Origin of the sequence: Kineothrix sp. IPX-CK (assembly GCF_039134705.1) — a bacterium.
GTDB classification, from domain to species: domain Bacteria; phylum Bacillota; class Clostridia; order Lachnospirales; family Lachnospiraceae; genus Kineothrix; species Kineothrix sedimenti.
The window spans coordinates 1,706,857-1,732,684 of the sequence record NZ_CP146256.1; the positions used below are offsets into that span (position 1 = coordinate 1,706,857).

At 45.1% G+C, this 25,828-nt stretch carries 23 protein-coding genes and 1 pseudogene; 22 read left to right on the top strand and 2 right to left on the bottom strand.

Annotation, left to right across the window (positions count from 1 at the left end; all coding sequences use genetic code 11):
- Positions 1-431: 431 nt before the first annotated feature.
- The 17 genes and pseudogenes from pyrE to V6984_RS08140 all read left to right on the top strand — a co-directional run bounded on the left by pyrE (position 432) and on the right by V6984_RS08140 (position 18,708).
- A complete protein-coding gene (gene pyrE / locus V6984_RS08060) occupies positions 432-1,106 on the top strand; it encodes an orotate phosphoribosyltransferase (protein WP_342759266.1) in 675 nt (224 codons plus the stop codon).
- A gap of 14 nt (positions 1,107-1,120) precedes the next feature.
- The gene (locus V6984_RS08065; RefSeq protein WP_342759267.1) at positions 1,121-1,273 is read left to right on the top strand and encodes a hypothetical protein; all 153 of its coding nucleotides are present in this window, start codon (positions 1,121-1,123) and stop codon (positions 1,271-1,273) included.
- 44 nt (positions 1,274-1,317) lie between these two features.
- Positions 1,318-1,662, top strand: coding sequence for a DUF6142 family protein (locus V6984_RS08070; protein WP_342759268.1), 345 nt, complete (start codon positions 1,318-1,320; stop codon positions 1,660-1,662).
- A complete protein-coding gene (locus V6984_RS08075) occupies positions 1,659-3,722 on the top strand; it encodes an aminopeptidase (RefSeq protein ID WP_342759269.1) in 2,064 nt (687 codons plus the stop codon). Before V6984_RS08070 ends, V6984_RS08075 begins: the two co-directional genes overlap by 4 nt.
- A gap of 193 nt (positions 3,723-3,915) precedes the next feature.
- Complete coding sequence (purE, locus tag V6984_RS08080; RefSeq protein ID WP_342759270.1) at positions 3,916-4,419, top strand: 5-(carboxyamino)imidazole ribonucleotide mutase; 504 nt, start codon at positions 3,916-3,918, stop codon at positions 4,417-4,419.
- A 43-nt stretch (positions 4,420-4,462) separates the two neighbouring features.
- A complete protein-coding gene (gene purM / locus V6984_RS08085; RefSeq protein ID WP_342759271.1) occupies positions 4,463-5,488 on the top strand; it encodes a phosphoribosylformylglycinamidine cyclo-ligase in 1,026 nt (341 codons plus the stop codon).
- A complete protein-coding gene (gene purN, locus V6984_RS08090) occupies positions 5,482-6,111 on the top strand; it encodes a phosphoribosylglycinamide formyltransferase (RefSeq protein ID WP_342759272.1) in 630 nt (209 codons plus the stop codon). Before purM ends, purN begins: the two co-directional genes overlap by 7 nt.
- A complete protein-coding gene (gene purD / locus V6984_RS08095) occupies positions 6,108-7,403 on the top strand; it encodes a phosphoribosylamine--glycine ligase (protein WP_342759273.1) in 1,296 nt (431 codons plus the stop codon). The genes purN and purD overlap by 4 nt, the downstream gene beginning before the upstream one ends.
- Positions 7,404-7,408: 5 nt before the next feature.
- Entirely contained in the window at positions 7,409-7,888 is a 480-nt protein-coding gene (locus tag V6984_RS08100) for a winged helix-turn-helix domain-containing protein (protein ID WP_342759274.1), read from the top strand.
- A 22-nt stretch (positions 7,889-7,910) separates the two neighbouring features.
- Entirely contained in the window at positions 7,911-9,287 is a 1,377-nt protein-coding gene (locus V6984_RS08105; RefSeq protein WP_342759275.1) for an SH3 domain-containing protein, read from the top strand.
- A 155-nt stretch (positions 9,288-9,442) separates the two neighbouring features.
- A complete protein-coding gene (locus V6984_RS08110) occupies positions 9,443-9,820 on the top strand; it encodes a GntR family transcriptional regulator (protein WP_342759968.1) in 378 nt (125 codons plus the stop codon).
- Positions 9,820-12,273 (top strand): ATP-dependent Clp protease ATP-binding subunit, encoded by a 2,454-nt coding sequence (locus V6984_RS08115; RefSeq protein ID WP_342759276.1) that lies wholly within the window; start codon positions 9,820-9,822, stop codon positions 12,271-12,273. Before V6984_RS08110 ends, V6984_RS08115 begins: the two co-directional genes overlap by 1 nt.
- Positions 12,274-12,385: 112 nt before the next feature.
- Positions 12,386-12,796, top strand: a complete 411-nt coding sequence (locus V6984_RS08120) for an endosialidase (RefSeq protein ID WP_342759277.1) — start codon at positions 12,386-12,388, stop codon at positions 12,794-12,796.
- Between the two features lie 84 nt (positions 12,797-12,880).
- A complete protein-coding gene (gene radA, locus V6984_RS08125) occupies positions 12,881-14,257 on the top strand; it encodes a DNA repair protein RadA (RefSeq protein ID WP_342759278.1) in 1,377 nt (458 codons plus the stop codon).
- A 41-nt stretch (positions 14,258-14,298) separates the two neighbouring features.
- Positions 14,299-16,044 (top strand): ABC transporter ATP-binding protein, encoded by a 1,746-nt coding sequence (locus V6984_RS08130; RefSeq protein WP_342759279.1) that lies wholly within the window; start codon positions 14,299-14,301, stop codon positions 16,042-16,044.
- A complete protein-coding gene (locus V6984_RS08135; protein ID WP_342759280.1) occupies positions 16,041-17,792 on the top strand; it encodes an ABC transporter ATP-binding protein in 1,752 nt (583 codons plus the stop codon). The genes V6984_RS08130 and V6984_RS08135 overlap by 4 nt, the downstream gene beginning before the upstream one ends.
- A 20-nt stretch (positions 17,793-17,812) precedes the next feature.
- A pseudogene (locus tag V6984_RS08140) lies at positions 17,813-18,708 on the top strand (EamA family transporter).
- Between the two features lie 6 nt (positions 18,709-18,714).
- Here V6984_RS08140 and lspA read toward each other — a convergent pair.
- Positions 18,715-19,248 carry a signal peptidase II gene (gene lspA, locus V6984_RS08145; protein WP_342759281.1) on the bottom strand — a complete coding sequence of 178 codons (534 nt, stop codon included), beginning with the start codon at positions 19,246-19,248 and terminating at the stop codon, positions 18,715-18,717.
- Between the two features lie 233 nt (positions 19,249-19,481).
- On the opposite strand from lspA, the gene V6984_RS08150 reads away from it, so the two are divergent.
- From V6984_RS08150 to V6984_RS08160, 3 genes are all read left to right on the top strand, one after another.
- On the top strand, positions 19,482-19,637 hold the full coding sequence (locus tag V6984_RS08150) for a hypothetical protein (protein ID WP_342759282.1): 156 nt from the start codon (positions 19,482-19,484) through the stop codon (positions 19,635-19,637).
- A gap of 107 nt (positions 19,638-19,744) precedes the next feature.
- Positions 19,745-20,560: a MurR/RpiR family transcriptional regulator gene (locus V6984_RS08155; RefSeq protein ID WP_342759283.1), complete on the top strand. Its 816-nt coding sequence runs from the start codon at positions 19,745-19,747 to the stop codon at positions 20,558-20,560.
- 16 nt (positions 20,561-20,576) lie between these two features.
- Positions 20,577-21,533 (top strand): ROK family protein, encoded by a 957-nt coding sequence (locus V6984_RS08160; RefSeq protein ID WP_342759284.1) that lies wholly within the window; start codon positions 20,577-20,579, stop codon positions 21,531-21,533.
- Positions 21,534-21,592: 59 nt separating this feature from the next.
- Here V6984_RS08160 and nagB read toward each other — a convergent pair whose 3' ends face one another.
- A complete protein-coding gene (gene nagB / locus V6984_RS08165; protein WP_342759969.1) occupies positions 21,593-22,336 on the bottom strand; it encodes a glucosamine-6-phosphate deaminase in 744 nt (247 codons plus the stop codon).
- Between the two features lie 228 nt (positions 22,337-22,564).
- On the opposite strand from nagB, the gene V6984_RS08170 reads away from it, so the two are divergent.
- Positions 22,565-24,415, top strand: coding sequence for a beta-N-acetylhexosaminidase (locus V6984_RS08170; RefSeq protein ID WP_342759286.1), 1,851 nt, complete (start codon positions 22,565-22,567; stop codon positions 24,413-24,415).
- 48 nt (positions 24,416-24,463) lie between these two features.
- A complete protein-coding gene (locus tag V6984_RS08175; protein WP_342759288.1) occupies positions 24,464-25,798 on the top strand; it encodes a sugar ABC transporter substrate-binding protein in 1,335 nt (444 codons plus the stop codon).
- Positions 25,799-25,828: the final 30 nt, after the last annotated feature.

The window sequence follows — 25,828 nt, forward strand, 5'->3', positions numbered from 1 at the left end:
TTTCTGATCCAGATGCTTCGTTACTGCAGAATAAAGCATAGTTAGAAGTAAAACCATTTTTATAAATATTTAGGAATAGGTCAGACTAAGGCGGGAGAGCTATTGGGGAATCCTATAAAAGGATTTACTGTCAGAATTGGGAATAGATTATATAGCTTTGCTAATTGATAATGGCGGATAAATGTGATAAAATTTGCATTGAATGTTCAAGCTAGGTTCGTTAACAGATTTGTTAAAAGCAGACTATTTATGCAAGGACGTATAATGAAATAAATCAAAAGCTGCGTGCTGAATAATACGAGGACGAAAAACAGGTTAATGTCTTGAAAAAAGCTATAACGCATGATGAATGGTGTAAAAATGGTGTAGTAGCGCAAATTTAAATAAGAACAAGGGCTTGAAAGCCTGTAATTACGGGAGGTTTTAGGATTATGGAAGGCTATAAAAAAGAATTTATAGAATTTATGGTGGACAGCCGGGTACTCAAATTCGGAGATTTTACATTGAAAAGCGGACGTAAATCTCCGTTTTTTATGAATGCGGGAGGTTACGTGACCGGTACGCAGCTTAGAAAGCTGGGGGAGTATTACGCCAAGGCGATTCATGATAACTATGGATTAGATTTTGATGTACTGTTCGGACCGGCCTACAAGGGAATTCCTTTAAGCGTGGCAACGACTATGGCGATCAGCGAGCTTTACGGAAAAGACGTCAGATATTGCTCCAACAGAAAGGAAGTGAAGGATCACGGCGATACGGGAATACTTCTTGGAAGCAAGCTAAAGGATGGCGACAAGGTAGTGATCATCGAGGATGTGACCACCTCCGGCAAATCTATAGAAGAGACTTTTCCCATATTAAAGGAACAGGCTGATGTGGAAATCAAAGGGCTGATTGTTTCCTTGAACCGCATGGAAAAAGGGCAGGGAGATAAGAGCGCGCTGTGTGAGATCAAAGAGAAATATGGTTTCGAAGCTAACGCTATCGTAACGATGGAAGAAGTGGTAGAATATTTGTATAATAAGCCATATCGTGGTACAATCTATATTAACGATGAATGTAAGGTAGCAATTGATACATATTATGAAACGTATGGTGCCAAATAGAGAGGAGTGTAGATATGGAGGAAAGAATTTATAAGATTATGGGCGGTTCGGGGGCCCTGAATATTGCAATTGGTGTCGTGGCGCTTGTTGCAGGGATTACGAGCGGCGTTCTTCTTATTATAAGCGGGGCGAAGCTTTTAGCAGGTAAATCGAAAATCTTATTTTAAGCGACAGGGGCATTCGGGAGAAGGATGCCCTTTTAGGGGTAATTATGAACCGTAGAAATCATCGAACGAGCCGTAAGGGTGGATATATTTTTACGGCAAAGAAACATCCGGAAAAGGGAATCATGTCAACCACTTTGGGAATTATTTCCGTCATTTCCATTGCTGCGGCGGTGTATTTGTCTTATCGAAGCGCAGGGGCGGCGGTAACACAGTATGGAGCGGCAGTTTTTTTGGTAACCCTTTTTTCTTTGACGGGATTGATTTTAGGAATACTTTCCAGAATGGAGAAGGACAGATATTATTTGTTCTCTTATTTGGGAATTGGATTTAATACCGTGGTATTAGCTATGATAAGTATTATTTTATATGCAGGAGCGTACGGAGTATGATTGATAATTTATTGGAAAGATATGAGCTTTCGTTAGAAAGAATTAAGGAGTTGTGCGAAGATAGATCTTTAGAGGAAAAGTACGGGAAATTTTTTAACAAGACAGCGTCCTTTCTATACGAAATGTCGGATACCTATGAATATGTAAAAAGCGGTCGGCTTAAGTCGGCGTCCTTGGAGGAATTGCAGGAGCACAACAAAAAGCTGTATGCGGACGTGCTGCCGGGAGCATACAAGACGAGCTATGCGAATCCGGCATATGCGGTAAAGGCGTTTGGAGAGGAATATGGACGGCTCCTATCTTTTTTGTATACGGAGCTGCGGAGTCTGATCGTATTTGCTTATGAGCAGGATATGTTCGAGATGGTTATCCGTATGGAGTTATTTTTGGAAGTATACTATGCATTTTACAGCGCTTATGAAGAAAAGAAGGAGCCTGTTTACGAACAGCTGCGACAGATCGTGTATTGGTTTATCAGCGATTATTCGGAACCGGAGGCAGAAAAAAGACTTAGAGAGCAGTTATGTCCGGAAGAGGACTTCGCTTTAAGAATCATTATGGATAGCGACTTAGAGGATTTGCGCTACCTTTATTATTTCGGAGAATATGTAACGGATAGCGAGCTGGAGACGGCAAGGCATCTGAATCATATGCAGGAGAGCGAGATTAAACTTATGGCGGACACTTATACGGAGGGATACCGTATAGGTTTTGAGGTGTGCGGTAAGGACATTACGAAGAAGAAGAGCGTGAATATAAGATACTCTTTGGGTTTTGAGCGGATGATAAGAGAAGCAGTGCGTAATTTCGAGAAAATCGGTATGAAACCTGTCATATACCGGGCAGGAGTCAGCATCTTCCAAGGTAAGGGTGTAAATAAAATCGGTTATTACGGTACAAGCGCTAACAAGCAATACGACTATGACCACAAGGACGATCAGGCGCTTTATCTGGATAAGCAGTATGTGAATCGCAGGCTGGAGGTGCTGAAGGAGGCATATGAAGCGCTGAAGGTGGAAGCAGGGTTACTCGGAGGTCCCGCGGTAGTGGAAATATTCGGGGAAGATCCTTTTGCACCGGTGACGAAAAAAGAGGCGCTTCGTCTGTCGGAGAAACAGCAGAAGCTATCCGTGGAACTGATGGCGGCGGCAGGCGAGCTGCAGAATGAATATATTAAGGGAGAAGAGAGAAGTTTTACCATCATTTCCTTCCCGGTACCGCCTATCGGAGAGAAATACGAGGAAATCTTCGATGAAATCGTTAAAATAAACACATTGGATTATAAACTTTATCGTGATATTCAGCAGGTCATTATCGATACCCTGGACCGTGCCCGGTATGTGACTATAAAAGGCATGGGAGAGAATAAAACTGATTTGAAGGTAAACCTTCATGAGCTTAAAGAGCCTGAGAAGGAGACGAACTTCGAAAACTGTGTGGCCGATGTTAATATTCCGGTAGGAGAAGTATTTACTTCACCGAAGCTTACGGGAACAGAGGGTGTGCTTCATGTAAGCCGGGTATTTTTAGGAGAGCTGGAATATAAGAATCTTGAAATCGTATTTAAGGACGGAATGATAGCCGATTACAGCTGTACCAACTTCGATACGGAGGAGGAAAACAGAAAGTATATAAAGGAAAACGTTATGTTCCATCACGATACGCTCCCTATCGGTGAGTTCGCCATAGGAACCAACACGGTTGCGTATGTGGCCGCTTTAAAATATGGGATCGGAGACAAACTGCCGATTTTGATTGCGGAAAAAATGGGACCGCACTTTGCGGTGGGAGATACCTGCTATTCTCATGAAGAAGATATGATTACGTACAATCCTGACGGCAAGGCCATTATCGCCCGGGATAACGAGGTGTCTGCCCTTCGGAAGACAGATACCAAAAAGGCATATTTCAACTGCCATACGGATATTACCATTCCCTATGACGAGCTGGGAGAACTGTCTGCGGTAACAGCAGATGGCGAGATAATCCCTATTATCTTGAAAGGAAGGTTTGTTTTGTCAGGTTGTGAGGAACTGAACGAGCCATTTAAGAGTTGGTGAGAACGTAGTGAGCAGCAACACGCTGAGCGGGCCCCTATAGTTACTGTGAACAGAGTGAACAGTAACCCCCCTAAAAAACTAAGAAAATATTGGTTGCGCGCTTAAGGGAATTTTAGTAAACTTAAGAGAGAAATTTGTTACTGTGAACGAAGTGAACAGTAACAGAAATTTAGAATAAAGAGGAGAAATTGTGATGGCAAAAGTTGGAATTGTTATGGGAAGCGACTCGGATATGCCTGTTATGGCAAAGGCTGCCGACATTTTGGAGGAGCTTGGAATTTCTTATGAAATGAAGATTATTTCAGCACACAGAGAGCCGGATGTGTTCTTTGAATACGCGAAGAGTGCGGAGGCGAAGGGCTTCAAGGTAATTATCGCGGGAGCTGGAATGGCTGCTCATTTACCGGGTATGTGTGCGGCGATTTTCCCTATGCCGGTCATCGGTATTCCTATGCACACCACGTCTCTCGGAGGAAGGGATTCCCTTTATTCCATCGTACAGATGCCTTCCGGCATCCCGGTAGCTACCGTGGCAATTAACGGCGGAGCTAACGCCGGAATTCTTGCGGCGAAGATTCTTGCGACATCGGACGAGACGCTGCTTGCCAAATTGAAGGAATACAGCAAGACCTTGGAGACCAGCGTTCAGAAAAAGGATGAGAAGCTCCAGGAAGTTGGATATAAGAACTACAAATAGCGCGAAATTACATATCTTAGAAAGCGATTAGGGAGGAAATATCATGGATTACAAGAAGGCTGGCGTGGATATTGAGGCGGGCTATCAGTCGGTAGAATTAATGAAAAAGTATGTGAAGGAAACGATGAGACCGGAGGTACTCGGAGGTCTGGGTGGATTTTCAGGAGCTTTTTCTCTTGCAGCAATTAAAAATATGGAAAAGCCTACTTTGGTTTCGGGAACTGACGGAGTGGGGACGAAGTTAAAGCTGGCATTCCTGCTGGATAAACATGATACGGTAGGCATCGATTGTGTTGCCATGTGTGTGAACGACATCGCCTGTGCGGGCGGCGAACCCTTGTTTTTCCTGGACTATATCGCATGCGGTAAGAACTATCCCGAAAAGATAGCGACTATCGTAAAGGGAGTGGCAGACGGCTGCCTTCAGTCGGGAGCAGCCCTTATCGGAGGAGAGACTGCGGAGATGCCGGGATTTTACCCCGAGGAAGAATACGATCTTGCAGGTTTTGCAGTGGGCGTTGTGGATGAAAAGGATTTGATTACCGGAGTGGATATAAAGCCGGGCGATGTACTTGTTGGCATCGCTTCTTCGGGCATACATAGCAACGGTTTTTCTCTCGTAAGAAAAGTGTTCGATATGACTAAGGAAAGTCTGAATACTTATTATGATGAACTGGGTAAGACGTTAGGAGAAGCATTGATCGCCCCTACCAAGATATATGTGAAGGCTCTTAAGGCCGTAAAGGAAGCCGGTGCTATGATTAAAGGCTGCAGCCATATTACAGGAGGCGGCTTCTATGAGAACATCCCCAGAATGCTTCCTGACGGAGCAGTAGCCGTAGTGAAAAAGGACAGCTACGAGGTGCCTGCAATTTTCAAGCTGCTGCAGGAAAAAGGCGGTCTGGAAGAGAAGATGATGTACAATACTTACAATATGGGACTTGGTATGGTGCTCGCCCTGGATGAGGCTCAGGTTTTGACGGCCATGGAGGCGATTAAGGCAGCAGGTGAGACTCCTTATGTGATAGGCCATGTGGAAGCTGGTGAAAAAGGAGTTACCGTATGCTGAGAGTTGTCGTATGTGTATCCGGCGGCGGAACGAATCTGCAGGCTGTTATCGACGCAATAAAGGCAGGAACTATTTCGAATACGAGAATCGTAAAGGTCATTAGCAATAATAGAAATGCCTACGCTCTGGAACGGGCGAGGAAAGAGGGGATCGAAGCAGTCTGTGTAACACCTAAGGATTATGCGGACAGAGATGCTTTTAATGAAGCGCTTTTGCAGGCGGTTGCGGATGCCTGTGCGGATTTGGTCGTGCTGGCGGGATTCCTCGTAGTATTGCCGGAGGCGATGATTGAAAAATACTCGGGCAGGATTATCAATATACATCCCTCTCTTATCCCGGCCTTTTGCGGCAAAGGGTATTATGGGCTTAAGGTGCATGAGGGTGTGCTCGAAAGGGGCGTGAAATTGACGGGAGCCACCGTTCACTTCGTAGACGAAGGAACGGATACCGGACCTATTATCCTGCAAAAAGCAGTGGAAGTGCAGGATACGGACACGGCAGAGGTATTGCAAAAGCGTGTTATGGAGCAGGCCGAATGGCTGATATTGCCGGAAGCTATCGATTTGATAGCAAGAGACAGGTTAGAAGTAAAAGACGGAAAATGCAGGAGGATACATGAATGAAAGTACTGATTGTCGGTGGAGGCGGCAGAGAACATGCAATAGCGGCAAGCGTGTCGAAGAGCCCGAAAGTAGATAAAATATATTGTGCGCCGGGAAATGCCGGTATCGGACAATTAGCAGAATGTGTCCCTGTTGGAGCTATGGAATTTGATAAAATCGTTGCGTTCGCCAAAGAGAATGATATCGACTTGACAATCGTAGGTATGGATGACCCTCTTGTGGGAGGGCTTGTGGACGAACTGGACAGGGCTGGGCTTAGAGCCTTCGGCCCGAAGAAAAATGCGGCGATTCTGGAAGGAAGCAAGGCTTTTTCCAAGGATTTGATGAAAAAATATAATATTCCTACAGCTGGTTATGAGAACTTCGACGAAGCCAAAGCGGCTCTTTCCTATCTGGAAGGCTTGGATACGGGAGATTTCCCTATCGTGCTTAAGGCCGACGGCCTGGCTCTTGGAAAAGGTGTGCTGATCTGTGAGACCCTTGAGGAAGCCAGAGATGGCGTGCGTACCATCATGCTGGACAAGCAGTTCGGCTCGGCGGGAAATAAGCTGGTAGTCGAGGAGTTTATGACCGGAAGAGAAGTTTCGGTACTTTCCTTTGTGGACGGAAAGACGGTGAAGACCATGACCTCGGCGCAGGATCATAAGCGTGCCATGGACGGAGATACGGGCCTCAATACGGGAGGAATGGGAACCTTTTCCCCCAGTCCCTTCTATACGAAAGAAGTGGATGAATTTTGCAGAGAATATGTTTATCAGGCGACGGTAGACGCTATGGCAGCGGAAGGAAGAGAATTTAAGGGCATTATCTTTTTTGGACTTATGTTAACCGAAAAAGGCCCCAGAGTTTTAGAGTACAATGCCAGATTCGGAGATCCGGAAGCGCAGGTAGTGCTTCCGAGAATGAAGAATGACATCATAGAGGTGATGGAGGCGTGTATCGATGGGAGGCTTGACGAGATAGATTTACAATTTGAGGACAATGCGGCGGTATGCGTCGTTCTTGCGTCGGACGGTTATCCGGTAAAATATGAGAAAGGCTTTGTGATCCGCGGTCTGGAGCACTTTGATGGGAAGGAAGGCTATTATTGCTTCCATGCGGGTACGAAGCAGACGGACGAGGGCATCGTGACGGACGGAGGAAGAGTCCTTGGAGTGACGGCTAAGGGGAGGGACTTGAAGGAAGCGCGGGCTAATGCATACAAAGCTGTGGAATGGGTTCTTTTTGACAATAAATATATGCGCCATGATATTGGGAAAGCAATTGACGAGGTGCCGAAAGAAATGGGGTAGTATATATGGAGCGTAAGGACGTTACTCTTGTTGGAAAGTTGGGAGAATACGATTATAACAGGCCATATGTGTGCAGCGAATGCGGTGGTATTATGATTTTTAGGGGCGTCGGCGAATATGAGTGTGAGGATTGCCACTATCGTGCTTATGATGACTACGGGAAAGCCCGCAATTACATAGAAAAAAATCCGGGCGCAACATCCGGGGAGATATCTGAGAGAACGGGAGTGAGCCAGAAGGCCATGCGGCAGATGCTAAGGGAGTCCAGACTGGAAATCGCATCGGATTCCAAGACATTTATGAAATGTGGAATTTGCGGGGTCAATATCCGTCACGGAACGCTTTGCGAGAAATGTGCAGCTTCTTATCACAGGCTTGCCGAAGAGCAGGAGAGGACGAAACGAATGCTGGCAGGTTATGGAATGGATATTAAAGAGAGGAACGAAGGTGCGATGCGTTTTATCAAGCCGGATCAAAATAAATAACCCATAAGGGGAGGAAACACGGATGAAGAAAACGATAACAGGGAAACTACTGGCTGTGGCGGCGTATGCGCTGCTTTCTATCGCTATTTTTATAGGTACACCTTCGGTAAGCTTGGCCTATACGCAGACTACCGGTATTGTATCTGCGGATGCGGCGAAGGTGCGGAAGGAGCCGACCACCTCCAGTGACGTAGTAGTGGGCTTATTAAAGGGCAGTACGGTAAGCGTTACGGACGAGGTGACTGATAGTGCAGGAACGCTTTGGTACAAGGTGACGGCAGATAATAGTACCGGATATATCCGATCCGACTTATTGATTAAAGCAACCACCTCTACCGGAACAACAACAACTTCCACGGATAGTACGACCACGAATAGCACCACTGCAAACAGCACTCAGACGGAGAGTAAGCCGGCAGCTACTACGGCTACCCCTATTGCGGAGACCAAGGCATATGTAAGCTACGAGAGCGCAAGAATCAGGGAAGGTGCGTCTACAGAGCATGAAACATTGGGTTCAGCAACGAAAAACACGGTGGTTACCATTACCGGAGAAGCGAAAGCAAGCGACGGGAAGAAATGGTACCAGATAAAATATACGACCTCTTCGGGCAATGAAGTCGTAGGCTTTATTCGCGCAGATTTGGTAACGGTAGGAGATCCTCCGGCAGCGACCACCACTGAGACCGAGCAGCCGGCGACGACAGAGGAAGGTACAGAAACAAATGGCGAAGAAGACGCTGATACGACACTCGGAGAGGAAGGCGGGGATGCTGCGGCAGAAGAAACGCAGGAGCCTGTTCCTGAAGAAGAAGAGCTTAAGCCTGACTATGAGATGGTGTATACACAGAATGATGCTGGCGAAAATGAATGGTATCTGTACGATAATATAAATGGAACACGGCAGACACTGTCGGGGCTCATGACTGCGGCAGAAGCGGGAGCTGCGCAGAGTGAAAGTGATTCTGATCAGCTCGCCACACAGAAAATCGTTATTATCGTTCTGGCAGTAGTGGCTGCGCTTCTGGCAGTTACAGTTACTTTGCTGCTGTTCAAGATTAAGGATTTGTATGATGATGACGATTATGACGGCGATGAGGACGATGACGAAGAAGATGATGACGACGACGAAGACGATGATGAAGATGAGGACGATGACGAGGATGAGGAAGAACCTCCCGTGAGAAGACGGAGCGGTGCTAAGCAGACGAAGCAGTCTTTAAAAGTGGTAAAGGAAAGAACGGCTAAGGTGCCGGTATCCAAAGTCAGAAGGATGGATGATGATCCGGAGGAAGAAGCGCCCGCCCCTGCACCTGCGCCGAAGAAGAAAGCAAAAAATTTCTTGATCGATGATGATGAGTTTGAATTCGAATTTTTAAATATGGAAGATAAAGATTAAACAAAAGAAGGGGGTATATGGGCTGGGTGCTCATATGCCTTTTTTTAATTCACAGGGGATTAGGTCCTATTCGCGGTAAATGAAGCAGCTTCTTGACATAATGTTCTGAGTGTTATAATATTTGTATAACAGTCAGGAGGTAGGTATTTATTATGATGATAATAGAGATAGACTTCAATAGCGACGAAGCATTATATTTACAGCTTCGCAATCAGATTATTATCGGGATTGCCACATCCAAAATAAGAATAGGCGAAGAGCTTCCTTCAGTCAGGCAGCTTGCGGATGATATCGGAATTAACATGCATACGGTAAATAAAGCATATACTGTTCTTAAGCAGGAGGGTTTTGTAAAGGTGGACAGGCGCAGAGGCGCTGTCATTGCAATAGATGTAGATAAGTTGGAGGCTATAGAGGAGCTGCGCAGAGATTTGAATGTTCTGCTCGCCAGGAGCAGTTGTAAGAATATTTCCAGAGAAGAAGTGCATGCTCTTATTGACGAAGTATATGAAAATTATGGAGGACTAGATTGATGCAGTCACAGTTTACGGATAAGGCGAAAGCCGCTCTTGTGCTGGCGGAGAAGACCGCGGCAAGTTTAAAGCAAGGGTATGTGGGAACGGAACATATTTTAGCAGGTCTGTTAAAGGAAAAGACGGGCGTTGCGGCGAGGATTCTTTCGGAGAACGGATTGGAGGAGAACCAGCTTATGGAGATGATCAGAGATCTGATCGCTCCGGAGGGCGGTATACAGATAAAGGACAGAGACGGCTATTCACCTCGTGCAACGAAGGTGTTGGAGGAATCGCATAGACAGGCAGACCGTTTCGGTCTGGAGAGAACTGGAACCGAGCATATTCTGCTGGCGCTGATTAAAGAGGGGGATAATGTGGCGGTAAGGCTTTTGAATACGCTTGGAATATCCGCCCAGAAGGTATATGTGGACGCTTTGATCGCCATGGGGGCGGATGGAGCGCTTTATAAGGAGGATCTTGCGAAAAAACAAAGCGGCAAGAAAAAAGGCGGAGCCTCGGTGCTGGAACAGTATAGCAGGGATTTGACGGCACTTGCCGGGAAGGGAGAATTGGATCCCGTAATCGGGCGGGAGGAAGAAATTGGAAGAGTTATTCAGATACTCAGCAGAAGAATGAAGAATAATCCTTGTCTGATCGGCGAGCCGGGAGTAGGTAAGACGGCGGTGGTAGAAGGGCTGGCCCTTCGCATCGTGTCGGGAGAGGTGCCCTTCACCGTACAAAATAAGAGGGTACTTACGCTGGATTTGTCGGGCATGGTGGCAGGCAGCAAGTACCGCGGGGAATTCGAAGAGAGGATTAAGAAAGTAATTAAAGAAGTTATCGATGATGGCAATGTCATTCTCTTTCTGGACGAAATGCACACGATCATCGGTGCAGGAGGTGCGGAGGGTGCGATCGACGCTTCCAATATACTAAAGCCTTCCCTGGCCAGAGGCGAGATTCAGTTAATAGGCGCGACCACAATCGCCGAATATAGAAAATATGTGGAAAAAGATGCAGCCCTGGAGAGAAGGTTCCAGCCGATAAACGTAGAGGAGCCGACGGAAGAGGAGGCGGTACGCATCTTGAAGGGCGTGGTAGGAAAATATAAGGAGCATCACAGAGTAATGATTCTCGATGAAGCGATAGAAGCGGCGGTGCAGCTTTCCGGCAGGTATATCAACGATAGGAATCTGCCTGATAAAGCCATCGATTTAATCGATGAAGCGGCGGCTGCGGTGCGGCTTAAGACGATGCATATACCGGATAAGATGAAAGAATTGTCGGAGCAGATTGCGAAAATAGACGTGCAGATCGAGCGTTCTGTGCGAGCGGAGGCATTCAGCCAGGCAGGAGAGCTTAAGCGCAGTCAGGATGCTTTGATTAAGAAATATGAGAAGATGAAGAGCAGGTTCGATTCGGAGCAAGCGGATAAAAGATATGTGGTAGGAGAAAATGAAATTGCCGAGGTTGTTTCTATGTGGACGAAGATTCCGGTAAAGAAGCTGGCGGAAAAGGAAAGCGAGCGTCTGCTCAAGCTAGAATCCATTCTTCACAAACGGGTAATCGGACAGGAGGAAGCGGTATCTGCGGTAGCGAAGGCGATGCGCAGAGGACGAGTGGGCTTACAGGATCCTAACAGACCTATCGGTTCCTTCTTATTCCTTGGTCCCACGGGTGTAGGAAAGACGGAGCTTAGCAAAGCGCTGGCCGAGGCGATGTTTGGCTCGGAGAATTCCCTTATCCGCGTAGATATGTCGGAATATATGGAGGGACACTCCGTATCGAAGATGATAGGTTCTCCTCCGGGATACGTAGGCTTTGACGAAGGAGGACAGCTCAGCGAGAAGGTGAGACGCAATCCGTATTCAGTAGTGTTGTTCGATGAGATTGAAAAGGCACATCCCGACGTATTCAACATTCTTCTTCAAGTGCTCGACGACGGACATATTACAGATGCCAAGGGGCGTAAGGTGAGCTTTAAGAATACGATACTCATCATGACTTCCAACGCAGGTGCTCAGAGGATAATCGATCCAAAGAATTTGGGCTTTTCTTCCCAGACGGATGAGAAACAGAATTATGAAAAGATGAAATCCGGCGTAATGGAGGAAGTGAAAAGGCTTTTCAAACCGGAGTTCATTAACCGTATCGATGAGATCATGGTGTTCCATCCTTTGAATAAAGACAATATGAAACAGATTATTACCTTGCTGTCAGCAAATCTAAGAAACAGGTGCAAGGCGCAGATGGATATCAATCTTACCATCGCTCCTGCTTTAAAGGAATATATTGTGGAGAAACATTCCGATTATAAGATGGGAGCGAGACCGTTAAAGCGTGCGATTCAGACGGTGATAGAGGACCGGCTTGCGGAGGAAATCCTTGCGGGAAGAATAAAGTCGGGAGATAACGTGACTGCAGGAGTAAAAGACGGAAAGGCTTCCTTTAGAGTAAAAAAAGAATCTTAAATCGGAACTTTTAGTGGATTAAATATGAAAAATATATTATACTGATAGTAAGAATAAGATGCTGAAAAAGTGTCATATTATGCGAAGGAAGGAACTTAGGAGGACGTAAGAAATGGCAGTGGTGGAAGAATTACTTCGCTCGGAAGGCGAAGGAGCAATCAGTTTTGGCAACCACAAACTGGAGAAAAAAGCGAAGCTGGAGGATTTCGAGTGCGGCGGTGACCTGCTGAAGGTCAAGACGTACAGAACCATGACGAAGCTTGAGAAGAACGGAATGTTTGTATATGAATCGGTACCGGGAACGAGTGTAACCGATTTTAAGGAAACGCAGGATGGCATTAACTTTAACGTAGAAGGAGATGAAGACGCACAGATTACTGTAGGTCTTCAGGACGAAACAGAATACGAGGTTTTTATAAATAACGAAAGTATTGGTAAGATGAGTACGAATTTAGGCGGTAAGCTGAATTTAAGCGTGGAACTTGCAGGTGTTGGAGAAGTAAATGTCAGAGTAGCAAAATAGAAGAAACGAAAAACGGGACGGTCATTTTGTGAAAGTCCCGTTTTTATGTAATTAGGAAAGGTAATAGGAAATTAAGGGGTAAGTATGGCAAAGAGTAAGAACGGGACAGTATTTTTTTGTCAGGAATGTGGTTATGAATCGTCGAAATGGATGGGACAGTGTCCTGGATGCAAGGCTTGGAATACTTTTGTGGAAGAACGGGTAACTATAAGTACGAAGGGAAGCGGGAGTTTCTCGAAAGCGGGAAGCAGTGTGAAACGGGCGGAGCCAGCCAGGCTGTCGGAGGTGTCCTTAGGCGGTGAGGAGAGAATCGGCACACGGATAGAAGAACTGGATAGGGTACTTGGAGGCGGCATTGTGCCGGGCTCCCTCACTCTGGTAGGAGGAGATCCGGGAATCGGTAAGTCCACTCTCTTGCTTCAGGTATGCCAGAAGTTGGCCGGAGCCGGCAGAAAGGTATTGTATCTGTCCGGAGAGGAATCATTGCGCCAGATTAAGATACGGGCCAACAGAATCGGAGAATTCAACGACAACCTTCTGCTCCTGTGCGAGACGAATCTATACGTTATCGAGGAGACCTTAAAGGCAATGAAGCCCGATGTGGCGGTCATTGATTCCATTCAGACCATGTACAGCGAGGATGTATCGTCGGCGCCGGGAAGCGTGTCTCAGGTAAGGGAGGCAACAAATATTTTTCTTCAATTGGCGAAAGGGATGAATATATCTATATTTCTTGTAGGACATGTGACCAAGGAGGGAACGGTGGCAGGCCCCAGAGTGTTAGAGCATATGGTAGATACGGTGCTCTATTTCGAAGGGGACAGGCATGCTTCCTACCGGATACTTCGCGGGGTGAAGAACCGGTTCGGCTCCACCAATGAAATCGGAGTGTTTGAAATGAGGGAAGAAGGACTGATAGAGGTCATGAACCCATCAGAATTCATGTTAAACGGCAGGCCTGAGGACGCCAGCGGCTCGGTGGTGGCATGCTCTATGGAAGGGACCAGACCGATACTGATAGAGATACAGGCTTTGGTATGCGGGAGCAATTTCGGTATTCCGAGGCGTCAGGCGATTGGCACGGATTTCAACCGGGTGAATCTGTTGATGGCGGTGCTGGAAAAGCGGGTTGGTCTGCAAATGTCAGGCTGCGACGCTTATGTGAATCTGGCAGGAGGAATCAAGATCGTAGAACCGGCTATTGATTTGGGAATCGTGCTGGCCATCGTTTCCAGCTTTAGGAACCGGGCCATCGATAGCAAGGTAATTGCTTTTGGTGAAGTTGGACTAAGCGGAGAGGTAAGGGCTGTGAGCATGGCGAGGCAGCGGGTTCAGGAGGCTAAGAAGCTGGGATTTACCACTTGTATTCTGCCTGCGGTCTGTATGGAGGGTTTAAGCGAAGAAAAGGATATGAAGGTGATCGGTGTAAGGAGTGTACGAGACGCTATCGACCTCATATAAAATGTATGAAATTATTGTAGATATACCGGAGAACTTAGACAATGAAGAAGTTATTGATTTATCTTAAGGATTATAAAAAAGAAACAGTATTGGCTCCGCTTTTTAAGATGCTGGAGGCATCCTTTGAGCTTCTGGTGCCGTTAGTTATGGCGGCGATCATCGATACGGGGATCGCGCAGGGAGACAAAGGATATATTGTCAGGATGTGCCTGATCATGGTGGCTCTGGGAGTCATCGGACTGGTATGCTCTGTCACCGCACAGTATTATTCCGCCAAGGCGGCGGTGGGTTTTTCTGCCGGATTGAAGCATGAGCTGTTTAAGCACATTCAAAAGCTGTCCTTTACAGAGATGGACGAAATAGGGACCTCTACGCTGATTACCAGAATGACAAACGATGTGAATCTGCTGCAGTCAGGAGTGAATCTGGTACTGCGCCTCTTTTTGCGCTCCCCTTTTATCGTGTTCGGAGCTATGGTGATGGCATTTACCATTGACGGCAAGGCGGCACTGATTTTTGTAATAACTATCCTTCTGCTCAGTGCCGTCGTTTTTGGTATCATGCTCGTAAGCATGCCATTGTATAAGAAGGTGCAGGCGGGACTGGATAGAATTCTCGGTATTACGAGGGAGAACCTTACAGGTGTGAGAGTAATACGTGCTTTCAACAAGGAGGCAGCGGAGATAGCGCGCTTTGAAGGAGAAAACGAAGTGCTGACAAGGATGCAGCAGTTTGTAGGAAAGATCTCCGCCTTGATGAATCCGGTGACCTATGTCATTATAAACGGTGCGCTGATCGTGCTCATATGGACGGGGGCTCTTCGTGTGGACGGCGGTTATATTACGCAGGGAGAGGTAGTTGCGCTGGTAAATTACATGTCTCAGATATTGGTTGAGCTCATTAAACTCGCCAATCTGATCATAACCATAACGAGGGCTTTCGCCAGTGCTAACCGGATTGCAGCCGTATTCGAGATGAAATCCAGCTTAGTATCGCCTGAGAGAGAAAATGAAACCGAATTGGTTCATGGAGATGGAAACGATGACATTGCGGTTTCTTTCGAGCATGTCTGTCTGTCCTATAAAAATGCCGGAGCGGAAGCTCTGACGGATATTGATTTTAAGGTAAAAAGAGGGCAGACGGTAGGAATCATAGGCGGTACAGGCTCAGGAAAATCTTCTTTGGTTAATATGATCCCCCGATTTTATGATGCGACCGGTGGATGCGTAAGGATAGACGGAGTGGATGTAAAAGACTATCCGTTAGACGTGCTGCGTTCCAAAATAGGCATCGTCATGCAAAAAGCGGTGCTGTTCAAAGGAACCATAAGGGAAAATGTACAGTGGGGCAAGGAGAATGCTTCGGAGGAGGAAGTCCTTCAGGCGTTAGAAATCGCACAGGCGAAGGAATTCGCCACGGAAAAGGCAGGAGGACTGGACGCCAAAGTATCGCAGGAGGGCAAGAATTTCTCAGGGGGGCAGAAACAGCGCCTTACCATTGCCAGAGCGTTAGTGAGAAAACCGAAAATACTTATATTGGACGACAGCGCCTCTGCGCTGGACTTCGCCACTGATGCCAGACTGCGTCAAGAAATACGCAATATGGAAGAGGATATGACGGTCTTTATCGTATCTCAGCGAGCCGCATCTATCCGTTATGCGGATTTTATCGTGGTTATGGAAGACGGTGAAGTGGCGGGAATCGGAACGCATGAGGAATTAGTAAATAGCTGCAATGTCTACAAGGAAATTTATGATTCGCAGTTTAAGAAGGAGGAGAGGGCATGAACAACGGCGGCGTAAGTCAAAAGGAGACTCTCTTCAAGGTACTTCGATATATAAAAAAGTATTGGTTTTATTTGGGTATGTCCGTATTCATGGCGTCTGTCAGCGTGGCGCTCACGTTATACGTGCCGATTCTTACCGGCGATGCGATCGACCTTATCATCGATAAAGGGTTGGTGGACTTCGCCGGCATTCTGGTGCTTCTTTATCGCATGGCTGCAGCGATTATATTCACGGCGATAGCGCAGTGGATCATGAATGTATGCAATAATAAAATGACATTCGGAATTGTGAAGGACATGAGGGATGAAGCATTTAAAAAAATTGAAGTTTTACCCCTTAAATATATAGATTCCCGTTCCTACGGGGAGGTGGTCAGCAGAGTGATCGCCGACGTAGATCAGTTGGCGGACGGCCTGCTCATGGGATTCACCCAGTTGTTTACCGGAGTGATTACGATTCTCGGCACATTGATTATTATGTTAACTATAGATGTGGGAATTACGGCGATAGTCGTATTGCTCACCCCGGTTTCCTTTCTGGTAGCTAATTTTATCGCGAAGAAGACTTACCGTATGTTTAAGCTTCAATCGGAGACGAGAGGAGAGCAGACGGCATTAATTGATGAAATGGTGGGCAGTCAGAGGGTGGTACAGGCCTTCGGACACGAAGAGAAGGCACTTAAGCAGTTCGATGAAGTCAACGAAAGATTAAGGGAGGCTTCATTAAAGGCGATCTTCTTCTCATCTATCACTAATCCGGCAACACGTTTTGTGAACAGCATAGTATATACGGGGGTGGGAATTACAGGAGCGATTTTGGCCATTGCAGGAGGGATAAGTATAGGGCAGCTTGTATGCCTCCTTACCTATGCGAATCAGTATACGAAGCCCTTCAATGAAATCTCGGGAGTGGTTACGGAGCTGCAAAATGCTCTCGCATGTGCGGGAAGGATATTGGAGCTTATCGAGGAGGAACCGCAGATACCAGAGGCAGACGATGCGGCAGTGCTTTTGGATGTTGAGGGAAATGTTTCTCTCTCCGAGGTGTATTTCTCCTATACTCCTGAACAGAAATTGATTCAAAATTTTAATCTTCATGTGAGGCCGGGACAGCGGGTGGCAATCGTGGGTCCTACCGGTTGCGGAAAAACCACGGTTATCAATCTGCTGATGCGTTTTTATGATGTGGACAGCGGAAAGATACAGGTAGAGGGAAAGGATATCCGCCATGTGACGAGGATGAGCCTTCGCACCTCCTATGGTATGGTGCTTCAGGATACTTGGCTGAAGGCGGGAACGGTTCGGGAAAATATAGTAATGGGAAAGCCTGAGGCCACAGACGAGGAAATTATCGCGGCGGCGAAGGCAGCCCATGCCCACAGCTTTATTAAGAGGCTGCCGGAGGGCTATGATACTGTGATTACGGAGGCAGGAGGAAATCTCTCCGGGGGACAGAAGCAGCTTCTATGTATTGCAAGAGTCATGCTCTGTCAGCCGGATATGCTCATTTTGGATGAAGCCACTTCCTCTATCGATACGAGGACGGAGCTTAAGATCCAGAACGCATTTGCAAAGCTGATGGAGGGAAGGACCAGTTTTATCGTGGCGCATAGGCTTTCGACGATAAAGGAGGCCGACATCATTCTGGTGATGAAAGACGGCGATATCATAGAACAAGGAAATCATGAAACGCTGTTGGCGGCCGAAGGATTTTATGCAAAGCTCTATAACAGTCAATTTGCTTTGTAGGGAAAGGCATGGTTATTAATATGTGGCTTATTTATGCGTGTGTTCCGCGGGCTTCGCAGGAATAACTTCGATACTCGCTAAAATAGGCATTAGGGATACGGACTCGAATCTGGCAACGGCCATCCGTACGGTTGTAATTTTGCTGTTTTCATGGCTGATGGTATTTCTCGTAGGATCGCAGGATACAATTTCACAGATCAGCGCTAAGACATTCACCTTTCTCGTGCTGTCGGGCATCGCTACGGGCTGTTCGTGGCTCTGTTATTTTGCGGCGCTGCGTTATGGAGAGGTCCACAAGGTCATGGCAATCGACAAGGCCAGCATTATACTCACCTTACTGCTCGCTTTTCTCATTTTGGGAGAAGCTCTTACATCGTTAAAAATAGTGTCCATGGCGGTAATCGTTGGGGGCACCTATATGATGATGGAGAGGAAGAATGCGAAGAAAGGAAATATAAAAGAGAGAGAAGTAACGCCGGAAAAGAAAAGGGGCGGGATGAAGTGGCTGACCTATGCCATATTGTCTGCAATATTTGCCAGCTTTACGGCGATTCTCGGTAAAATCGGCATAGACGGAGTAGAATTGAATCTGGGAACGGCTATTCGCACCGTAGTAGTTCTCATTATGGCGTGGCTTGTAGTATTTGCAGGAAAAAAACAGAACGGACTTAAGCGCATTGATAAAAAGAGTTGGGTGTTCATCTGTCTGTCCGGTATTACTACGGGCCTTTCCTGGCTTTGTTATTATAAGGCGCTGCAAAAGGGAGAGGCGGGTATCGTAGTGTTGGTGGACCGCCTTAGTATCGTAGTTACCGTAGGTCTTTCGTGTATGATTCTGAAGGAGAAGCTCACAAAGAAATCGGCTGCCGGTTTGGCGATTATAACAGCGGGCATCCTCCTTTTGCTGATAAAATAAGTACAATTATTTGTCCGAAGCCTTTCCAAATAAAAAGCTAAGCTCATCATCCTTGTAATAGAAGAAGCAAATAATGCAAAGCAGTACCATTCCTACGCTTACATAACAGTCTGCAACGTTGAACTTGGGAAAATTGATGGGAACAAAATAGATGAAGTCCACTACATAGCCATTTTTTATCCTGTCTATCAGATTTCCGATTCCGCCGTTTATAACGAGAAGAAACGTGAGACGCATGATATGAAATCGCCTTCCTTCCGGAACCTGGAAATATTTCCAAATGATGAAGAGCATAACGCAGGACGTCAGGGTGATGAGGAACCCCTGCTTGCCAAGAAAGGAGCTGAACGCCGCCCCGGTATTTTCTAAATAAGAAAATTCCAGTATACCGGGAATGAGTGCGAAATCCGCTTGTTCTTTCAAATTTTTAACAGCGAGAAACTTAGTGAACTGGTCAAGGCCTATAAGCAGGGCGATGCTCAAAATCAATATGAGGGCAGGTATGGTTTTTTTAGATATATTTTTCATTTCTATTTTCATATCCTTTCTATAAAAGAATTTCATATCTTATGTACATTACAAAATCGCATATCATTTATGTTCATAAAAAACAAAAAGCTCAGAAATCCGAAACTGGGTGAATTCCTGAAGCAATAAAATCCTTAAAATAGAATAACATTTTTTCTTTTATAAATCAACCTTGAAGAGATTGCATTTATTTGATATTATTTATTTTATTGTCTAATAATAAATATAAGGATTGGTAAAAAATAATGAAATTAAAAATAGTAAAAATTGAGAATCGAATTGTAACATGTGAGAAGGATAAGGATGGTTCTTTCCTTGCTATCGCACGCAGATGGTTTGCGGAAGATATCCAGGAAGGGGATACGATTGAAATCGAGAAAAAGACAAGTCTCGATAATTAGAATAAAGGACTGGAAGCAGGAATAATACTGTAGTAATAATTTCTGCCATGAAGTATAATAAAATAATATTGATTACAGTGGATTAACCGATGAATGGGAGCAGACCAATGGATAGTGTTAAGCAGAACATTCTGCTGGTTTATGAAAATATGACAGCAGTAGAAAGAAGTATAGCAGATTTTTTTATAAATAATAATGAAGTAATAAACTTTTCTTCTAAAAATATATCAAAGCTGCTTTATATTTCGGAGGCTACTTTATCGAGATTCGCAAAGAAATGTAATTATAAGGGTTATAGGGAGTTTATTTTTGCTTACGAAAAAGAACTCCAGGAAGATCTGTACGAAAGAAATATAAGTGTATTGACAAAAAAGGTGAAAAATACCTATACTAGACTTTTGGAAGAAGGCTTTCATATTCTGGATGAAGAAAAGGTGAAACGTGTTTCGGATATGATGAATGTACATCCCCGTGTAATTGTTTGCGGGATGGGAAGTTCCGGATATACCGCACAGGAATTTCAACTGAGATTTATGAGACTCGGCATGAATATACAGGCGGTCACCGACTCGCAGATGATACAGATGTCAATGGCGGTGACGGATGAAAATTGTATGGTAATAGCCATTTCTTTAAGCGGAAAGACAAAGGCCATACTGGATGCGGTCAGAATGGCAAAGGCCAAAGGTTCATATGTAGTAATGATTACCTCTGATCAGGAAATAGAGCTTCAAAATGATTGTGATGAAATAATATATGTTGCGACGGCGAAAAATCTGGATGGGGGTACGATGATATCGCCTCAATTTCCTATTTTGGTCCTTGTAGATGTTTTTTATACCTACTATTTTGAGAATGATGCAAAGAATAAAATAATGAAATATCACGATACTCTTTCGGCGCTGAGAGGGTATGATACGTAAGAAATGGAGAAGTGAAATGTGTGACGAAATTTATTTCGGAATTGATATAGGCGGTACAGCCGTAAAAATGGGAATCATGAACAGCAGAGGAGAACTGTTCGCATCGGATACGGCATCCGTTAACTTCGATCAGTATGAAACACCAATATTACAGACAGTAAAAAAGGTTTCGGCAGTTTTTATTGAGGAACATCCGGAATATAAAGACAAGCTGAAAGCGATCGGAATATCAGCTACCGGCCAGATCGATTCAAGAACCGGGGTCGTGAGCGGAACCGCAGGACATATTAAAAATTGGCAGGACAGTAGAATCAAAGAAGAAATGGAGGAGCTGTTCCGCTTGCCGGTCGCTGTGGCAAATGATGCGAATTGTGCTGCTCTGGGTGAATACTGGATCGGGGCAGCAAGAGGAGTCGAAGACGTTATTGTGATTACGGTTGGTACGGGGATTGGCGGAGGTATCATCACGGGAGGGAAATTGCTTTCCGGAGCACGTGGAATAGCAGGTGAAATGGGACACTTTTCTATCAAGTCCGATGGAGAGGAATGCACATGCGGGAACAGAGGGTGCTACGAGCGGTATGCTTCCACAACGGCCTTGGTCAGAATGATAAACGAAAGAATGAAAAAGGGAGAACTTAAGGCATTTGCGGATAACGTAAGCGGAAAGACCATATTTGAAGAACTGGGAAAAGGCAATGCAAAGCTGCAGGCGGCTGTGGAGGAATGGATTGATTACGTGGCAGATGGCTTGGTAAGTCTTGTACATATTTTTAATCCGTCTATGATTATAATAAGCGGTGGTGTTAGTATGCAGAAGGAACTTTTTATCGATCCTCTGTCTGTTAAGATAAAGGACAGGATCATGCCGGCATACAGGGAGAATCTCGAAATCAGGCAAGCCGCGCTGAAAAATAACGCAGGTCTGGCTGGAGCTATATATAATTGTATTTGTACACTTATAGAAGAATAAATAAAAAAGCGGAGGCATCGAAGGAGATGCACCGCTTTTTTGTATTGAGAATACGGATATCAGAAGCAGTATTCATCGGGAATCCGTTTAAGAGCTTCTTCATCGGCGACGATTGACACATTCGTATGCAGTTGAAGGATGGAAGCCGGCACCTCCGGAGTGATTGGCTCCATGAAGGACCGGTACAAAGCATCAGCTTTGTTCTGACCGGTGGCGATCAAGACAATCTTAGCCGCCTGAAAAATATTCCGGATGCCCATGGTGATAGCCCTGCGCGGAACGTCGTCTATTCTGGAGAACAATCGGGAATTAGCTTTTATTGTACTTTCTGTCAGCTGCACGATATGTGTATCCAGCAGAAAGCTTTTTCCGGGTTCATTGAAGCCAATGTGTCCATTGCTTCCTATGCCGAGAAGCTGAAGATCGATGCCTCCCAGGTCCTGAATCAGAGAATCATAAGCCTTGCATGCTTCTTCCAGATCGGAGACATGACCGTTAGGAACATGAGTATTTTCCATGGCGATATTTACCTTTGAGAAGAAGTTTTTTTCCATAAAATAATGATAGCTTTCACTGTTGTCAGGTGAGAGACCTACATATTCATCCAGATTAACGGAAATAACCCTTGAGAAATCCACATCTTTCTTTGTGCACCATTCGGCCAGCTGATGATAGGCTCCCAGCGGGGAAGTTCCGGTGGCAAGTCCTAAAATGCTGTCCGGCTTTGAAATGACCTGTGCCGATATGAGATTTGCAGCCTTTCTGCTGACTGATTCGTAGTCCTTTTCTTTATAAATTCTGATGTTTTTCATGTTAATTTTCCTTTCTGTATTTTTCACTGCTTTTATTATAATAACTTTATTTTTGATAAACAATGAACGGGCTGATTTGGGAAGAAGTTTCATAAAAAAGTACCAAATCGGGATTTTTGTGATTGTACTTTCCAAAAGAGCCGGATTTCTTGAAACTCACCGGAGGTATTGATATAATGCAGTCAATTGCAAAGAAAATGTCGGAAGGAGAAAGCCCAAATGAAGATAAGAACTTTTGATTTGTCGGAGAAGCTTAAACCGATCGTTGAAAAAGCCAATTTCTTTTTGCAAAACAGTCCTGATGCATGCGAATATACGTTGTCAGCTTGCGAGAGTGAAAATAAAGGTTACTTTTTACGCAAAGAAAAAGAGACTTTAACAGTGGAATATGCAAAGCTGCCGGATCTTGGAAGAGCGATCATGGCTGCGGCGCAGGCAGACGGCAGTCTGGAACTGGAAGAAAGAAAACAGTTTGGTGATTTCGGTTATATGCTGGATTGCTCCAGAAATGCCGTTCCCGCAATGAACACATTAAAAAAACTTGTGCCTTTTCTGGCATTGCTCGGATATAACTTTCTGGGGCTTTATATAGAAGATACCATAAAGGTATCGGAAGAACCTTATCTGGGATATATGAGAGGGGCTTTCAAGCCGGAGGAAATAAAAGAAATTTCGGCCTATGCGGCAGAATATGGAATGGAAATCAGGCCGTATGTACAATCGCTCGCCCACTTTAATCAGATTAAAAGATATGAAGAATACCAAAAGATGATAGATACAGACGATATTCTATTGGCAGACAGCGAGCGTACTTACGAGTTTCTGGATCATTACATAAAAACAATAGCGGACTGTTTTTCTTCCGGTAAAATCAATATCGGAATGGATGAGGCACACATGGTAGGGCTTGGAAAATACCTGGATTCCCATGGATATAAAAACCGATTTGAAATCATGTATGATCATTTGAAAAAAGTTACTGCAATTTGTGAAAAGTATGGCTTGCGGCCTCAGATCTGGAGTGATATGTTTTTCAGGCTGGTGTTTGGCGGGGAATATTATAAGGCAGATCAAAAGCTCGCTGAAAAAGTCATCATTCCGGAAGGATTGGAGATTGTTTATTGGGATTATTATTCCTGTGATGAAAATCGGTATGATGAAATGCTCAGACAGCATCTTCAGTTAACGGATAACATCGGATTTGCTGCGGGAGCGTGGAAATGGACTGGTTTTGCGCCTCATAACAGGTACAGTATGGAAAGCGGCAAAGCAGCACTGAATGCCTGCAAGAAGAACCGTGTGGATTCGGTGGTGATTACCGGCTGGGGCGATAACGGGGCGGAAGCAAGCCAGTTTTCCAATCTGCCGGCGTTATTTGCCGACGCTAATCTGGCGTACGAATCGAAAATAACAAATACGGCATTTTGGATGCTGACAGGAATGAAATGGGAAGAATTTATGTTAATAGACTGTACAAATCCGCTTTCTGATACATCCGGAAAACATAATAATGCCAGCAAGTACTTTTTGTACAACGATCCTTTGATAGGTACGTTTGACTCCGTGGCAGAACAGTTGGAAAAGGACTATTTTGATAAAATAGCAAAGAAGCTGGAGACTTGCATTGATTTACGGCAAGATAGTGATTTCATTTATCTTTTTGAAACACAGAAGGTATTATGCGACGTATTGCAGCAAAAAGTGGATTTAGGCATTCGGCTGAGGAGAGCATACTGCGAAAAGGATATAACGGCTTTAAAGGAAATAGCGGAAGCTGAAATTCCTCAGATTACCGAAAAGCTGGATATTTTTTATAACGCATTTAGGGAACAATGGTATCTTGAGAATAAGACTTTTGGATTTGAAATTCAGTCACAGCGAATCGGGGGATTAAAACAGCGTCTGAGGGAATCGTCTGAAAGAATTTCATTTTATGTAAACGGTGATTTAAAAATAGTGGAAGAATTGGAGGAAGAAAATCTTCCTTTCCATTATTTTGAAGATAATCAACTGGCAACTCTGAATTATAATCTATGGAGTGATATAGTCAGCCCGGCAGTTATTGGTTAACAATACGGACATTAGTCCGTTTGTAAAAATAAAAAAGGAGGAACGAATATGAAAAGGAAACTAGTTAATGTATTACTCACTGCTGTGTTTGCAGCAAGCGTTATGCTTACCGGATGCGGCAATAGCAGCACTGCAGCCGACACACAAGGGGAAGGGGATACGCAGGTTGCAGCAGATGAGCAGGGTGTAACGGACGAATCTGCAGGTACAGAGGTAGCGGCAGTCGATCCCGTGGAAATTGAATTCTGGACGATATCACTGCAACCGACTTTTACGGATTTCTTTAACGGACTGATAGCCCAGTATCAAGAAGAAAACCCAGGTGTAACAGTAAAATGGGTAGATCTTCCCTATGAATCCATTCAAGAAAAGCTTGTTACTTCGGCAGCCGGCGGAAGCTCCCCGGATGTTGTAAACCTGAATACGCAGATGGCGCTGACTTTAGCTGGAAAAGGTGCACTGGTAGATTTAAATGCAGAAGCGACAGAGGAACAAAGGAGCATTTATATCCCAAGCCTTTATGAGTCCACACAGCTTGGGGAGTCGGCATATGCATTTCCCTGGTATGCATCACCTAATATAATGTTCTACAACACAGAATTGTTCGAACAGGCCGGAATTACAGAGATACCGACCACCTATGAAGAGGCAAATCAACTTGCAAAACAGATGAAGGATGCCACGGGTGCTTATTTATATAATCCTCCGGAATTATTCAACATGTTGTTTGAAGAAGGAATTCCGATATTGAATGAAGACAATACTGCCGCAGCATTTAATACCCAGCAGACTGCTGATTTGCTTGCAGCGTTCCAGGAATATACCAAAGAAGGTGTTCTTGCCAATAACAACTGGGGTAAATGGGATGAAGAGCTGAAGCTGTTTGAAACAGGGAAGCTTGCTATTATCAGCTCCTCAGGATCTTCTCTTTCCAGAATCAAGGACGAGGCACCCGATGTCTATGAGAAAATTGCAATCGCATCACCTCTTACTGGATCAGAAAAGCTTAGCAGAAACGCTTTAATGAACATAGTTGTGCCACAAGCGAGCAAGAATCATGAGGAAGCAATCAAATTTGCTGCATGGATTACCAACGATGCAAATCAGCTGGCATTTTGTAAAGAGGTTGCCATATTCCCTTCTACAACGGCCGCAGCAGCAGATTCCTATTTTACATCTGATACGGAGACTCTGGAAGGACAGGCAAGAGCGATGTCTGCACAGCTTAGCGATACGTCAAAGGATTATTCGCTGGGAGTTGAGGGCCAGGGAGATATTCAGGCAGATGTCAATAAAGCGTATGAAGCTGCAATCATTGGGGGAAATGATATACAGGGAGCTCTTGACAATGCAGAGCAGTTAGTAAACTCTGAATTGAAATAAAAGTTAAAGACTGCTTCGGTTATATGCCGG

Coding starts and splice junctions, on each gene's coding strand:
- pyrE (WP_342759266.1), top strand. CDS start 432: ATGGAAGGCTATAAAAAAGAATTTATAGAATTTATGGTGGACAGCCGG.
- V6984_RS08065 (WP_342759267.1), top strand. CDS start 1,121: ATGGAGGAAAGAATTTATAAGATTATGGGCGGTTCGGGGGCCCTGAAT.
- V6984_RS08070 (WP_342759268.1), top strand. CDS start 1,318: ATGAACCGTAGAAATCATCGAACGAGCCGTAAGGGTGGATATATTTTT.
- V6984_RS08075 (WP_342759269.1), top strand. CDS start 1,659: ATGATTGATAATTTATTGGAAAGATATGAGCTTTCGTTAGAAAGAATT.
- purE (WP_342759270.1), top strand. CDS start 3,916: ATGGCAAAAGTTGGAATTGTTATGGGAAGCGACTCGGATATGCCTGTT.
- purM (WP_342759271.1), top strand. CDS start 4,463: ATGGATTACAAGAAGGCTGGCGTGGATATTGAGGCGGGCTATCAGTCG.
- purN (WP_342759272.1), top strand. CDS start 5,482: ATGCTGAGAGTTGTCGTATGTGTATCCGGCGGCGGAACGAATCTGCAG.
- purD (WP_342759273.1), top strand. CDS start 6,108: ATGAAAGTACTGATTGTCGGTGGAGGCGGCAGAGAACATGCAATAGCG.
- V6984_RS08100 (WP_342759274.1), top strand. CDS start 7,409: ATGGAGCGTAAGGACGTTACTCTTGTTGGAAAGTTGGGAGAATACGAT.
- V6984_RS08105 (WP_342759275.1), top strand. CDS start 7,911: ATGAAGAAAACGATAACAGGGAAACTACTGGCTGTGGCGGCGTATGCG.
- V6984_RS08110 (WP_342759968.1), top strand. CDS start 9,443: ATGATAATAGAGATAGACTTCAATAGCGACGAAGCATTATATTTACAG.
- V6984_RS08115 (WP_342759276.1), top strand. CDS start 9,820: ATGCAGTCACAGTTTACGGATAAGGCGAAAGCCGCTCTTGTGCTGGCG.
- V6984_RS08120 (WP_342759277.1), top strand. CDS start 12,386: ATGGCAGTGGTGGAAGAATTACTTCGCTCGGAAGGCGAAGGAGCAATC.
- radA (WP_342759278.1), top strand. CDS start 12,881: ATGGCAAAGAGTAAGAACGGGACAGTATTTTTTTGTCAGGAATGTGGT.
- V6984_RS08130 (WP_342759279.1), top strand. CDS start 14,299: ATGAAGAAGTTATTGATTTATCTTAAGGATTATAAAAAAGAAACAGTA.
- V6984_RS08135 (WP_342759280.1), top strand. CDS start 16,041: ATGAACAACGGCGGCGTAAGTCAAAAGGAGACTCTCTTCAAGGTACTT.
- lspA (WP_342759281.1), bottom strand. CDS start 19,248: ATGAAAATAGAAATGAAAAATATATCTAAAAAAACCATACCTGCCCTC.
- V6984_RS08150 (WP_342759282.1), top strand. CDS start 19,482: ATGAAATTAAAAATAGTAAAAATTGAGAATCGAATTGTAACATGTGAG.
- V6984_RS08155 (WP_342759283.1), top strand. CDS start 19,745: ATGGATAGTGTTAAGCAGAACATTCTGCTGGTTTATGAAAATATGACA.
- V6984_RS08160 (WP_342759284.1), top strand. CDS start 20,577: ATGTGTGACGAAATTTATTTCGGAATTGATATAGGCGGTACAGCCGTA.
- V6984_RS08170 (WP_342759286.1), top strand. CDS start 22,565: ATGAAGATAAGAACTTTTGATTTGTCGGAGAAGCTTAAACCGATCGTT.
- V6984_RS08175 (WP_342759288.1), top strand. CDS start 24,464: ATGAAAAGGAAACTAGTTAATGTATTACTCACTGCTGTGTTTGCAGCA.